14 protein-coding genes and 1 pseudogene are annotated in these 13,423 nt (G+C 53.6%); 6 read left to right on the forward strand and 9 right to left on the reverse strand.

Going from position 1 to position 13,423, the window contains the following annotated elements; genetic code table 11:
- Positions 1-115: 115 nt before the first annotated feature.
- From ACYVHB_RS09985 to ACYVHB_RS10010, 6 genes and pseudogenes are all read left to right on the forward strand, one after another.
- On the forward strand, positions 116-1,051 hold the full coding sequence (locus ACYVHB_RS09985) for an alkene reductase (RefSeq protein WP_461051577.1): 936 nt from the start codon (positions 116-118) through the stop codon (positions 1,049-1,051).
- Between the two features lie 33 nt (positions 1,052-1,084).
- Positions 1,085-1,252, forward strand: a complete 168-nt coding sequence (locus tag ACYVHB_RS09990; protein ID WP_461051993.1) for an SDR family NAD(P)-dependent oxidoreductase — start codon at positions 1,085-1,087, stop codon at positions 1,250-1,252.
- A pseudogene (locus tag ACYVHB_RS09995) lies at positions 1,230-1,415 on the forward strand (SDR family oxidoreductase); the annotation flags it as partial. The gene ACYVHB_RS09990 and the pseudogene ACYVHB_RS09995, both read left to right, overlap by 23 nt.
- A 138-nt stretch (positions 1,416-1,553) precedes the next feature.
- A complete protein-coding gene (locus ACYVHB_RS10000; protein ID WP_461051578.1) occupies positions 1,554-1,748 on the forward strand; it encodes a hypothetical protein in 195 nt (64 codons plus the stop codon).
- A gap of 417 nt (positions 1,749-2,165) precedes the next feature.
- Positions 2,166-3,146 carry an alpha/beta hydrolase gene (locus ACYVHB_RS10005; RefSeq protein WP_461051579.1) on the forward strand — a complete coding sequence of 327 codons (981 nt, stop codon included), beginning with the start codon at positions 2,166-2,168 and terminating at the stop codon, positions 3,144-3,146.
- A 117-nt stretch (positions 3,147-3,263) separates the two neighbouring features.
- Positions 3,264-4,301 carry an SDR family oxidoreductase gene (locus ACYVHB_RS10010; protein WP_461051580.1) on the forward strand — a complete coding sequence of 346 codons (1,038 nt, stop codon included), beginning with the start codon at positions 3,264-3,266 and terminating at the stop codon, positions 4,299-4,301.
- Between the two features lie 222 nt (positions 4,302-4,523).
- Here the strand turns inward: ACYVHB_RS10010 and ACYVHB_RS10015 are convergent, their stop codons facing one another.
- From ACYVHB_RS10015 to ACYVHB_RS10055, 9 genes are all read right to left on the reverse strand, one after another.
- Positions 4,524-5,606 carry a class I fructose-bisphosphate aldolase gene (locus tag ACYVHB_RS10015; RefSeq protein ID WP_461051581.1) on the reverse strand — a complete coding sequence of 361 codons (1,083 nt, stop codon included), beginning with the start codon at positions 5,604-5,606 and terminating at the stop codon, positions 4,524-4,526.
- Positions 5,607-5,688: 82 nt separating this feature from the next.
- Positions 5,689-7,146: a glycoside hydrolase family 130 protein gene (locus ACYVHB_RS10020; protein ID WP_461051582.1), complete on the reverse strand. Its 1,458-nt coding sequence runs from the start codon at positions 7,144-7,146 to the stop codon at positions 5,689-5,691.
- 52 nt (positions 7,147-7,198) lie between these two features.
- Entirely contained in the window at positions 7,199-8,650 is a 1,452-nt protein-coding gene (gene gndA, locus ACYVHB_RS10025; RefSeq protein ID WP_461051583.1) for an NADP-dependent phosphogluconate dehydrogenase, read from the reverse strand.
- Positions 8,628-9,278, reverse strand: coding sequence for an HAD family hydrolase (locus ACYVHB_RS10030; RefSeq protein ID WP_461051584.1), 651 nt, complete (start codon positions 9,276-9,278; stop codon positions 8,628-8,630). The genes gndA and ACYVHB_RS10030 overlap by 23 nt, the downstream gene beginning before the upstream one ends.
- Before the next feature lie 538 nt (positions 9,279-9,816).
- Complete coding sequence (locus ACYVHB_RS10035; protein WP_461051585.1) at positions 9,817-10,323, reverse strand: nuclear transport factor 2 family protein; 507 nt, start codon at positions 10,321-10,323, stop codon at positions 9,817-9,819.
- A 175-nt stretch (positions 10,324-10,498) separates the two neighbouring features.
- On the reverse strand, positions 10,499-10,930 hold the full coding sequence (locus ACYVHB_RS10040) for a nuclear transport factor 2 family protein (RefSeq protein ID WP_461051586.1): 432 nt from the start codon (positions 10,928-10,930) through the stop codon (positions 10,499-10,501).
- A 79-nt stretch (positions 10,931-11,009) separates the two neighbouring features.
- Positions 11,010-11,378 carry an Atu4866 domain-containing protein gene (locus tag ACYVHB_RS10045; protein WP_461051587.1) on the reverse strand — a complete coding sequence of 123 codons (369 nt, stop codon included), beginning with the start codon at positions 11,376-11,378 and terminating at the stop codon, positions 11,010-11,012.
- Between the two features lie 57 nt (positions 11,379-11,435).
- Positions 11,436-12,323: an oxidoreductase gene (locus ACYVHB_RS10050; RefSeq protein WP_461051588.1), complete on the reverse strand. Its 888-nt coding sequence runs from the start codon at positions 12,321-12,323 to the stop codon at positions 11,436-11,438.
- Between the two features lie 82 nt (positions 12,324-12,405).
- Positions 12,406-13,323, reverse strand: coding sequence for a helix-turn-helix domain-containing protein (locus ACYVHB_RS10055; protein ID WP_461051589.1), 918 nt, complete (start codon positions 13,321-13,323; stop codon positions 12,406-12,408).
- Between the last annotated feature and the right edge of the window lie 100 nt (positions 13,324-13,423).

Genomic DNA, 13,423 nt, shown 5'->3' on the forward strand with positions numbered 1-13,423 from the left:
GGCTATATCGCTGCAAAACCGCATCGTCATGGCCCCCATGACCCGCAGCCGCGCCGTTGGGTACCTGCCCATTGCGTTAATGGTTGACTAGTACCGCGACCTGGCCGAAGCAGGATTGATTATTACCGAGGGTACCGCCCCCTCGCCGAATGGGTTGGGGTATCCCCGCATACCGGGCATCTATACCGATGAGCAGCGAAGCGGCTGGAAAGCAGTCACGGATGCTGTACACGCCAGGGATGGGGTTGTTTTCAGCAAGGTCATGCACAAAGGCCGCATTGCACACCCCTTGAATATGCCCGACGGGGCCGAAGTCGTTGGTCCCTCGCCTATTGCTGCTACCGTCACCCGGATGTATACCGATCAGCAGGCCATGCAGCCCCTGCCCGTACCCAGAGAAATCGCCCTCGACGAAATTCCGGCTACCATTGCCGAGTTCGTTCTCAGTGCTCAGACAGCCATAGCGGCCGGTTTCGACGGCGTGGAAATTCACGGGGCCAATGGCTACCTGCTTCAACAGTTTTTGAGTCCGGCGGCCAACCAGCGGACGGATGACTACGGGGGAAGCTACGAAAACCGCAATCGCTTTCCACTGGAGGTTGTCCAGGCCGTCGCTGATGCTATTGGCCGCGAACGGGTAGGTATTCGGTTGTCGCCTTTCAATACGTTTAACGATATGGCCGTTGATGCCCAGGAAAAAGAACAGTACAACGCGTTGGCTGTGGGCCTGAAGGCCATCGGCATCGTGTATGTTCACCTGATATCGAGCAGCCTGCCGGCCGATGCGCGGGTCGCCATTCGGAAAGCGTTCGGTGGCACACTTATTCTGAACGGAGGCTATACCGCCGACAAGGCCGAGACCGACCTCAACGCCGGGCAGGGCGACCTGGTTGCGTTCGGCAGCCCGTTCATCGCCAACCCTGATCTGGTAGAGCGCATCAAAACCGGGGCTACCCTAAACAAGCCCGACCCAACTACCTTCTACACGCCAGGCGACAAAGGCTACACGGATTATCCGGTTTTGGAATCAACTGAAGTACCCAACAAATAACGACTCAATTCGTATAAACAGTTAATTGACCGGCTGCGGTTTCAACAGGTGATCCGGGTGAATCCTGACGGGCCATGTTTGGTCACCAAAGCCCTGTTGACGCCGATCAAGCAAAGCTCCGCGGGACGAATCATCAACCTTAGCTCCAGCTTGGTATTCGTCCCACCACCCACCCGTTCAGGCCCATTACGTGTCAGCTAAAGCGGGTGTACTTGGGCTGACCAGAGCATTGGCCGTTGCATTGGGTGATTTTAATATTACGGTGAACGCCATCACGCCAGGTCTGACCGTGACACCCAATCTGGTCAAAGCCGTCCCGGCGGAGTTGATTGAACACCTGTCCCAAAGCGGAGCGTTAAAATGAAAACAGCAGGCGGGCGACCTGGTGGGTACGATGCTTTTCCTGGTCTGGGACGATGCCGGTTTTATATCGGGCCAAACGATCAATGTCGATGGTGGTCGGACATTTTTGTAATTAATTCACTAAAAAACAACGAATACTATGCAAAACGTAACGAAAGTCCTCCTGACGACTGCCCTGCAGGAAGGGCAAATCCTCTCGGTCGTCGGCGACACCTACCGCCTGGTGGTAACGGGTGAACAAACCGGTGGCGACTACGCTATGATCGAGATGCTGGTGCCTCCGGGGCTAAGTACGCTTCGGCCACGACCGTACTTTTTCGACCGATGTCGATGAGGCTGGCAGGTACTGAACGAACTAAGTTCAGCTTGTTCACCGAGCGTCACTAAACCGGCTGGAGTAACCTACCCCATCGGACGTACTGGGTTGGCCGACCCACCGGTTAGGTAGCCTCGCGTCCCGCCACTGCGTCAGGGTGACCACAGGCTCGTCATTCATTACCATAATCCGTGCCGGGATGGACCCGTCGCTGAAACAACCCAAAACGCCCAATATGCTAACCATCATAGAGCTTGGTGATGACGGTCATAGCATGATCGGGTAGAGCCGGGTACTTTTGATCCGCTCGTAACACCACTGCTACAACGCGCAATCGGCCTGGTTCGCGGGCTAAGGCCGGGGTGGTCAAGGTGCTTGCCGTAGAGCGTACGGAGCCTCTTTGATTCTCATCCTTCAACCTATTTGGCAGTTGTCATGAACAGACTATCTTTTTCATCACTGCCGTCCCGCACTATAGTAGCGGTAGCAGCAGCCTGTTCTGCCCGGCGCAGCGGCTCCGTACTGCTGGTCGGCTTGCTACTGATACTGGCGGCCTGTCAGGATCACAAAGAACTCGCGCCCAAACCGCTGCCGACGGCTCCTGCCGGGTTTCGCCATGCCTTTGCTACCGCCAACGGAGTCAAGCTACACTACGTAATCGGCGGGCAGGGCGATCTGGTGGTGCTGTTGCACGGTTTCCCGCAAACCTGGTACGAGTGGATTCGCATCATGCCCCAATTGGGACAGCGGTTTACCGTCATTGCGCCCGACCTGCGGGGTGGCGGGTTGTCCTACAAACCAGCGGCCCAGAATGGCTACGACAAGAAACTGCTGGCCGAAGACATTCATCAGTTGGTGACACAGCTCGGCTACCGCAAAGTCAGGTTAGTCGGTCACGACATCGGTATGATGGTCGCTTACGCATATGCGTCACTGTACCCCAATGAAGTCGATAAGTTAGTGGTGATGGACGCGTTCCTGCCGGGCATTGAACCGCTGTGGAGCTTTATCCAAAACGATCCAAGAGTTTCGCACAATACGCAGTTTCAGCAACTGGGCTACGAGAATACCCTGGTGGGAACAGAGCGGACATCTCTGGAGGACTTTTACAAAAAGCAAGGGTACAGGCAGAGCATTCCTTTCACGACAGACGAATTGGATGCTTTTGTCAGTGCCTACACCGGAGCGGAGAATCTACGGGGCGGGTTTGAGTGGTATCGCGGCTTCCCAACCGATGTGCTGGACAATCAGCGGTTTTCGCAGACCAAGCTCACTATGCCGGTGCTGGCCCTGGGGGGCGAGGAGAGTATAGGCCCTGTTATTGTTCAGCAGTTTGCCCTCGTAGCTCAGAACGTCACCGGCGGGTCAGTGAACGGCAGCGTTCCTCAAAGCGGCCACTGGCTGGTAGAACAGTAACCCGAAATTGGGTTGCGCGAATTGCTGGCCTTTTTGTGAGTCAGCAAGGCAATCCGGCTGGTTGACAAGGCAACAATAAAGACGTACATAAACGACTCAGTTAAGCCACTACCCAATATGGCAACTAACAAAAAAGTCCTGTTGACAGGAATAACCGGTTTTGTCGGTTTACACACGGCTATTCAACTCCTTGAAAAAGGCTATCAGGTGACAGGTACATTAAGAGATATGAAAAAGGCAGATTCTATCAAAAAGATTATTGCCCGGCATACCTCGAACACAGACAAGTTAAGCTTTGTAGAAGCCGACATTCAAGATGAAAGCATCTGGCAAAAACTAATGATTGGTGTGGACTATGTGCAGCACATAGCTTCTCCATTTCCTAAGGTAATGCCCAAAGATGAAAACGAATTAATAAAACCTGCCCGCGACGGCAACTTGAATGTACTATCGGCGGCAGCAGCCTGTAAGGTTAAACGAGTAGTGATTGTTAGTTCGGGGGCAGCTATCAATTATGGCCTGCCAAAAGAACAAAGAAGCGGGTCATTTGATGAAACTCATTGGACCGATGTGAATAGCAAAGAGGATATAACTCCTTATTTTAAAAGTAAGGTCATTGCTGAAAAAGCCGCCTGGGATTTTATGAAAAATGACCATTCGGGTTTAGAGTTAGTTGCGATTTGTCCGGGAGTTATCCTTGGCCCACTGCTCCAGAAAGAGTTTAATGCTTCTACTAATATAGTTGTTAAACTGTTGGATGGCAGCATGCCTGCGTTGCCTAAATTAGGGTTCGAACTGGTTGACGTGCGGTCGATTGCGTCTTTATTGGTTCTTGCTATGGAACAACCCCGGGCAGCCAATCAACGATATATTGGTTCGGCAGGCTATCTTGAATTTAGCGATATGTCAGGGATCTTGAAAAAGGCTTATCCAGAAATGAAAATACCTTCCCTTAAATTACCCAACTTTATCGTACATATCCTTTCGCTTTTTGATGCTACCTTAAAGCCTGTTTTGCTTGACCTGGGTACTGAACGAAAAATGAATAATTCAAAGGCCGTGAACGAGTTGGGCTGGAAGCCTATCAAACCAGAAGAAAGTGTTTTGTCTTGTGCGGCAAGCATTCTTCAATTAGGAATTGTTAAACAGAAATAGATAAAAAATAAAGGCAAAAATTAGCTCCGGGGTATTTCTGCGAAGGAAAACGGTGAAGGCATACTTCCTTGTTCTGATCAAAAATAAAAGCCAAAGTAAATTTCTTAACGTCGGAACATCTACTGACGAACAACCGCAATTTCTATTTTATCTTTTAGTAGCGTGTCCTCTTGAAATAATAATATGCCGAGGGGCATTGTACGTGTTTAATGCTAAAAAACCTCAATTATCTTCAGTGGTAGGGGAGCCTAATTTTCCATCGTGGGAGTTGCTAGCCGTGTACTGACCGCGCCGGGCCGCACAGTTGGCCATCGCCCGGTTAAGCAACTCCTGTTGGGCGGCTTCTACGTTGGCATCCTGCCCTTTCCAAAGGTCCATGGCCGGTTGTTGAATGGCCCGTGAAAACGAGAACGTCACCGCCCAGGGCATTCGCCCGTTGAACCGGGTCGGTCCGTCGGTGCGGTGAATGGCATTCAAATGGCTGGAGGCCTGGTCCGGCGATTGACCGCCGGACAAAAACGCGATGCCCGGCACCGCAGCCGGAACAGAGCGCAGTAAACACGTCACCGTGGCATCGGCCACCTCATCAACGCCCAATTGTTGGGGCGAATCGATGCCAGCCAGTACCATATTGGGTTTCAGCAACATTCCTTCCAGCGCAACGCCCTGAACGGACAACTGGACAAAAAGATTTTCCAGCACCGCCTGGGTCACCGCCCCGCAGCGTTCCAGGGTGTGGCTGCCCTCCATCAGGACCTCCGGCTCCACAATGGGGACTAAACCAACTTCCTGGCACAGCGCGGCATAGCGGGCCAGCGCGTGAACGTTGGCCTCCACGCAGGCCGGTGTCGGCAGGCGTTCGTTACCCGAATCGGCGATGGTAATGACCGCTCGCCATTTGGCAAAACGCGCGCCCATCTGCCGATACTCGGTTAGGCGGTCGCGCAGACCGTCGAGTCCTTCGGTGACGGTTTCGCCCGGCGAACCAGCCAGCGGTTTAGCCCCCAGATCGACTTTGATTCCCGGTATGATCCCGGCCCCGACCAGCACATCGATAAACGGAACGCCCGCCTGCGTTTGCTGCCTGATGGTTTCGTCGTACAGAATGGCCCCGCTGATGCAATCGCCCAGCCGGGGCGTGGTAACGATCAATTCCCGCCACGCCCGCCGGAAGTCCACGGTTTCGGGGATACCTAATTTGGCGAATCGCTTGTTGCAAGTCGCCGTACTTTCGTCCATCGCCAGCAGGCCCTTGTCACCGGCAATGAGCGTGCGGGTAGTGCTGATTAACTCGTTGATATCCACAGATCAGGCGTTAAGGGTGTAGGATCGGATACTCATTTTCCGTCAGCCGTCCCTTCGGTGCAGGTTCCGGTACCATTGCTGGTTAGGCGAGGAGCTTATCGAGCAAGGAAGCCAGGTCAACCCTCACAAAGGAGGAGCTGTAATCGGACAGGCCGTAGGGAATCACCAATTTTCCGTTATGCACGATGGACCCGCAGGAGTACACCACGTTCGGCACGTGGCCTTCCCGGTCTTCTTTGTCGGGAATCAGCAGCGGTTCAGCTAAGTGGCCGATCTCTACCGACGGATCGTCCAGACGGAGCAGGCTGGCCCCCAGACAGTACCGGCGCATCGGGCCAACGCCGTGCGTGACCACCAGCCAGCCGTGTTCGGTTTCGATGGGCGAACCGCAGTTACCAACCTGGGTGAATTGCCAGATGTTTACCGACTGGGGAATCAGGATCGGGTTCTGCCACACGTTGAGGTCATGGGCGTACATGATATAATTATGCCAGCCATCGACCCGCCCAATCATGGCAAACTGGCCGTTGATCTTGCGGGGAAACAGGGCTAAGTTCTTGTTACGCGCCCCGTCACCGTAGAGCGGTATGACCGTAAACCGGAGGAAATCGTCGGTTCGGAGCAGTTTGGGCATAATCGTGGCTCCGTCGTAAGCGGTGTAGGTGGCGTAGTATACAATTCGGCCGTCGTCTTCGGTGAAGCGCACAAACCGGGCATCTTCAATACCGTTCCGCTCGAACTCACCGACAGGAAAAATGACCCGGTCCGACAGATCGGTATCTAAGGAGAAGATCAGATCGTAGGTCGAATCGGCCAGCCAGAGTACTTTTTCGTAGTCGCTTTTAAGCGTCTCATCCGGCAACGCGTCCTGGGCATCAGTAACTACGTTCCGCAGCGTCGGGTAGTCAAACTCGTCCCCTAACCGTTCTTTAACGATTCTCAGCACCGCTTCGTTGAGTTGGCAGGAGCAGGCCCGGTCAAAAAACTCCTGCTTCGTAAATACCGCATTACGAATAATCTGGGCCTCGTCCACGTAAATCCCGGTGGGTAACAGCCGAATATTGGCTTCTCCGTCGAGCAGGGCCCGGCGGAATACAATGGACGAGATGTGACCTTCGCCAGTGGCCCGGAGGCTGACGATCACGCGCCGTTCTCCGGCCTCCAGTTCGGTCTGGTCCGGGTCCTCAATCATGGATGGATTCGAGAAGGCGACCGATTCAATGGCATACTCATTGGTGAAGAATGCCCCGATCAGCAGCTTCCGGTTAGGGTCAATCCCGTCCCGATCAATCCCCAACCCCTCGAATAGCGGAGGCAGCCGGTCGAAATTCTGGCCCAGTTCCCGGCTGATGTTCCGGTGTCGTTTGGAGTATTCCTGAAGAAGGGGTGAGATGGTGCGGGCAACGGCCTCGTCGCTCAGATCCATAACACGTTTGATCACATCGGTGGCCCGCTCGTCGCCGTTGAAAAAGAAGCGGTTGATGACCCGCTTAATATCGGGGTACGCGACTTTGGGGCTACGTTCGATGGGAAGTCTCATACACGTTGAGTTGGGGTGAAATGGGGACTGAAATGGCTGGCCGGGGCTGATGCTACACGGGAACCGGCACCTGACGCTGCCAGTCAACGTGAACGGCCCCTTCCTGCCCGACCCGCTCGAAGGTGTGCGCCCCGAAGAAGTCGCGCTGCGCCTGAATGAGGTTGGCGGGCAGGTCAGCCGTGACCAATGCGTCGAAGTAACTCACCGAAGCCGCGTAGGCCGGTACGGCAATGCCCGCCGTCATGGCCGCCGTCACCACCGCCCGAACGCCGGGCAGGGTTTCCCCGAGTAGGTCCCGCACGGTCGGAGCCAGCAGCAGGTGTGTTAGGACCGGGTCGGCTTGGTAGGCACTGAGCATGGTATCGAGAAAAGCGGCCCGGATGATGCAGCCCCCGCGCCAGATGCGGGTGATGTCAGTCAGATTCAATCCGTAGCCGTACTCCGCCGAGGCCGACGTCAGCAGGTGCATGCCCTGGGCGTAGGTCGTCACCATCGAAAAGTAAAACGACTGCTCTAACTGAACTAAGAATTCGGCCTTGTCGACGGGTAGTACCCGTTGCCCGGTACTGTGCAGCGCTGCCGCTTCGACGCGCAGGGCTTTGTATTTCGACAGGTCACGCATGGCCACCGAACTGTCGATGGCCGGGATGGGGGTGGCTAAATCCATAGCGACCTGTGAGGTCCACTTGCCGGTACCTTTCGACTTCGCTTCGTCCTTGATGCCATCCAGCAGCAAAGCCGCCGAACCGGGTTCTTTGTAGGCGAAAACCTGGCTCGTCACCTCCAGCAGAAACGATTGCAGCCGTCCCGCATTCCACCCGCTGAACACCGTGTGCATGGCTTCGTTATCCAATGCCAGCCCGGTGCGCATCAGCTCGTAGGTTTCCGCGATGAGCTGCATCAGGGCGTACTCGATGCCGTTGTGGACCATCTTGACAAAGTGCCCTGCCGAACCTGTACCCATATAGGTCACGCAGGGTTCGCCGTTCACCTGGGCGGCAATGGCGTCCAGGATGGGTTTCACCGCCTGATAAGCCGCTTCGTCACCACCGGGCATCATGCAGGGGCCGTGTCGCGCTCCCTCCTCACCGCCCGAAACGCCCATCCCGAAAAAATGATACCCCCGTGCTTCGAGGTCAACCGCCCGGCGCGTGGTGTCGGTGAAATGCGAGTTGCCCCCGTCGATGATGATGTCGTCCGTATCAAGCAGGGGCAGCAGTTCGGCAATCACTGCATCTACGGCTTCTCCGGCGGTCACCAGCATCATGACGATGCGAGGGCGTTTGAGGCCCTTCACGAAGGCGCCGAGGTCCCCAAAACCCGGCACGACCGCACCCGGAATGCGGGCTACCTCCGCTTTGAGCAGTTCTAATTTAGCGGGGGTTTTGTTGTAACCCGCCACGGCGAATCCGTGGTCGGCCATGTTGAGCAGCAGGTTGCGGCCCATCACACCGAGACCGATTATACCAAACGCTGACTGGTCAGAGGAGGAGTTGGTGTTCATAATGAGCGAGGGGATTATGCGTTAAATCTTCGAGTAGTTGTTTAGTCATTTCAAACGTCTCGTGGTGGTGCGCCTTGATACCCAATTTACGGGCGGCCCGGACCAGCATGATCCGGTCGTCGATGAACACGCACTGCTCCGGTTTGGCCTGTGCAATACCCATTGCCAGCCGCCAGATGCCGGGATCGGGTTTGACCATGCCCACCTCGCACGACGAAACGAAGGCGTCGAACACCTCGTGCAGATTAAATTTGGCGATGCGGTACTGGTTCAGTTCGCGGCCTTCGTTGTTGACGGCGATGACCCGGAAGTGGCACCGGGTACGTTTCCATTCCATCAGCCAGGCCAGCATACCGGGCAGTTCGACGGATTCGGCAAACATGAACGCCTTAAATTCGTCCCTGCTGAACGAGCGCGGGTGAGAGAACACCACCGTATCGAGGTACTCATCGAGGGTGATCTTCCCCGTTTCGTAGGTGTTGAAGATGAACGTGTGCAGCACGTTCATCTCCTCGTAGTTGATGGCGAAGCGTTGGGCCGCTTTTTCGCGCGACTCGTGGCCCCACCCGTTGTTGAGCAGCACCCCGCCGATGTCAAACAGGAGAATTTTCAGTTCAGGCGTTTTCATAATCGATGTGGATTAGGCCAGGTCTTTAGCCCACTGGGTTGCGATGGTGTCGAGTAATTTCCGGTCAATAAAATCGAGCCAGATACTTTGGTCAAATTCTTGGATTTGCTTCACGCTGTTCACCACCATGCTAATAGGAGTTGAGTCTGCTGCCGTAACGCTACAAAAGTAGATGACCATTATGGCCTGAACTATGATGCTCGTCAGCCGTCGGAATGAGCAAACGCATGGTCCCGGGACAATGGCAACCATACCGAACCTTGAACAGATTGGCAGAACCGTCTTGACGTTGGAAATGCTGTAATGTGTGAGGGCCAGGGTGTAAAAATTGAGGGTAAACCGAACCGGCTCATCCAGCTCCATGATGAACAAAGGGGCATCGGTGTAATTGGCGAGACTAACCAGCAGCGAGATACCCGGAATCAGAGCAAGGCAAACAAGTAGGGTCTGATATATAAACCGACTAAGAAGATAGGGGCGGTCTCGGGACTCAAAGCGGCCGTTGGCGTTGTTGCCATAAAATTAAGTTGGACCCTGGTCACTTAATTACCGCAGGTATGCGTTTGAACACGTCTTCGTACATAATCAGGTCCAAGAAGGCAGTGACCCTATTGATGCGTCCGTTTTTTAGGGTCATTGCCCAGCTATAGGTGTTACGGTATGGCTTACCGTCTTTGGCTGTGGTTGCCCCGTCCCATATAGCTACGACTACATCTCCGTCGGCGTATAGACTTTGCAGCGTAGGTTTGATGGGTTTAGCCAGCCGCACCGTTAGGGGAGTGACCGTTTGGTCGATGAATTGCTTTTTGCTGGTGTACGTTTTTGAGAATCGGGAACTACCCGTAATTGTCCATTGTACATCGTCGGTAAGCAGATCAAAGAAGTTGCCGCTGCCACTCGCCCACTGGTCAAATGCCTGCTTTATAATTCGCTTATTTTGGGATGCCTTGCCCGTTGTCTGTGCGTCTGCCACCTTCGAAAAGCCAACAGTAAGCAGAACAATAGCAGGCACAATAAATTTTGTTATCAGTCGGTTACTTTTCATTTGTTTACGTTGATTTAAGACGCTATTAGCTACTTTCTGCATACCCAGCACCAATGCTTACAGTCGTTTAAAGCGCGTCAGGGAATTTCGACTGTTTGATGATCAACACTTCAAAAATCCCTGACACGCTTTAAGTCGGATCGCTCAGGCTGCATAAAGCGGCAAACCCAAAAGTTTATTTGACTTTATCGGGTGCCAGTTGACCGAGTAACTTATAAAAATCAAAATAAGAATCCGCCCGCATGATTTTACCGTTTTCCAGGCGGTACACATCACAGAAGTCAGTTTCCATCGTCACACCACTGGGCGGGAGATCGCCGGCCGGTGAATGAAATACACCCTGATGGGTGCCCCGGCCTTTTCCCATCGCCACTACATGATCGCCCAGCGCGACCAGGCTTGTGACTTCGCAGGTGGCATCGGGAAAAATCTCAAACCAGCTTTTCCAGGGGTCAATGATGGCCGACTCACCCGTTGTCGTCAGACCGAAGGGAACGTCTAACCATTCGCTTGACGAATGGCCTAAATTCATTAGGTAATCGTAATTCTTCTGATTGACTGCGTCATACAAACCCTGGATGATCGCAGCATTGGTTTCCTGTGCCATGTCGTTTTTTTATTGGTTCAAACGTGAAGTTATGCCGCATTTTATCCAGTAAACCGGACAGATCCTGTCAGCGGCCAAGTCAGGATTTTTCTTTAAAGAGAATCATGCCCGCGTGGTAGAGTACCCCGTCCCGAAAGTCGCCGTCGGCGGTAAAGCCGGTATCGTCCACGTAGTCGATGTGATTGCCGGTGAGGGTGTACCGGCCCTGATAAGCGCTCTTTCGGTTGCCCCGCGCTTCGTCGTAGCGGCCATTGGGCAACAGTTCATGGCGGATGTGCCCGTCTTTGGTCACCCACATGCCCACGTAAGCGTTTGTTTGGGTGGCTTGCGGGGCTGATTCAGTCGGTACTATCGGATTTTGATTCATGGGTGCAGTTGACAGATTTAAGGTTGACAGCGTGCTCGTGCCAATAAGAGCAGCCATGAGCGATACGTTGATGAGTCTCATAACTTGTGGCGGAAGGAGCTTCTTTGGGTAAACGCAAAAGTTGAGGCACGTTAACTTTTAGCTATTGACCTCAGGCTCGGGTAGATCGAAAGCCGTCGAAAGCGTTACCGACTTCCAGTTCTCCAGGCCTTCCGCCACTGCGTTCAGTTTTACGTAGGCCATATCGTAGGCATCCTGACCTAAGAATAGATGGAGCGGTGGGTTTTCCTCCTGCGCGATTCGAATCAGCGCGGCTACTCCCCTTTCCGGATCATTGGGTTGGTTACCGTTGATTTCGTCCTGATGCGCCTGCTGCGATTGGCGAACGGCTTCGTAGGCATCGATTGGATGCTGGGGTACGCTCAATGAGCCGGATGACAGGAACTCGGTGCGGAAATAGCCCGGCTCAACGATGGTCACCTTGATACCAAACGGTTTGGCTTCAGCGGAAAGTGACTCCGAAAGTCCCTCAACGGCGAACTTAGTAGCACAATAAATACCAAAGCCGGGAAACTCGCCGTAGAAACCACCAATAGACGACAGGTTCATAATATGGCCCGACTGTTGTTTCCGCAGGTGCGGCATCACGTGGCGGATCACGTTGAGTGAACCGAAGACGTTGACATCAAAGTTAGTGCGGGCTTCCTGGTCGGAGAGTTCTTCTAAACTACCAATTTGACCGTACCCGGCGTTATTAACGACCACATCGATCCGTCCGAACTGATTGATCGTAGCCTGAACCGCGTCTTGTACGCTCGATTCCGTTGTCAGGTCTACCGCCAGAGGTAAGAAGGCATCGCTATCGTCGTCACCACCGACGGCCTGCTGTAATTCGCCAACGTTGCGGGAGGTGGCGGCTACGCTGTAGCCCTGCGCCAGGAGTTGTTTGACTAAAAGTAAGCCCAGGCCTTTCGAGGCACCTGTTACAAACCATACTTTGGTCTGCTGTTGTGGTTGATTTGCCATAATTCTGCTTGTTTGACTGAGACAAAATTACGGGAAGTTGAGGAGGAGGGGCTTGCGCTATTCAAGCGGATACTTACAAAATTCAACCATTTCGGAGAGCCGATGGCGTAGTGCCAACTTGCTTTTTGACGAAGTTGGTGAAATGGGCCGGTTCCTCGAAGCCAAGACAATAGCTGATTTCGGCAATATTCCAGTCGGTGTGCCGCAGCAGTGCTTTAGCCTCGTTGATGAGCCGCTCGGCAATGTGCTCAGTCGTTGTTTTCCCGGTCGTTTCGCGGATCGAGCGATTGAGGTGATTGACGTGAACCGACAGGTGTTTGGCAAAATCATTGGCTGACCGCAGCCGGAACCGCTGAGCGGACGACTCAATGGGAAACTGCCGTTCCAGTAGTTCAGTAAATACGGCCGTCATGCGTGATTTAGCATCGATACGCTGGTAGAGCGTATCGGAAGGATGCATCTTAAGGGCCGAATGAATCAACTCAAACACGTAGCTTCTGAGCAGGTCGTATTTGAACGAATAAGTCGAATCAATTTCGGCTAACATCTTCTCAAACAGATTAGTAACCTGCCCTGCCTGCTGCTCGCTGAGAACATAGGCGGGTTTGCCACCAACCTGAAACATGGGTAGTTCGTGCAGGTTTTCCCGAATCTTGTCGGTGATAAAGGCTTCCCTGAAAATGCAGAAAAAGCCGGTGATAACTCCTGACACAGGTTGCCAAGTGTAAGGCACCTGCGGATTGAAAAACATGAGCGTCGGGCCGTTTAGTTCGATGCTCTTGTCGGCGTAGTGATACACATTGTTGCCCCAAATCAGGCTGATCTTGTAAAAATCACGACGGTTATATTGAACCGGAACTGATCCCGCACCAACATGATCTTCGATGCGGAAGACATTAAAATGCCCCAAATCCTGTTGCAGGTTGTCGGGTAGCCAGCGGGGGGCCGCCCCGTTGAATTTATGCTGGTAGAACTCAGCCAGTGTCTCGATCTTCGCCATGTACACTATTACAAAATTGAAACTGAACGGGTTCCTGGCTAAGTCGCTACAGCCGTAAGCATGAAACGCTATCACCTTCACCGAGCCGTAGCGCAGCCTG

The sequence above is a fragment of the Spirosoma arcticum genome (assembly GCF_054779955.1).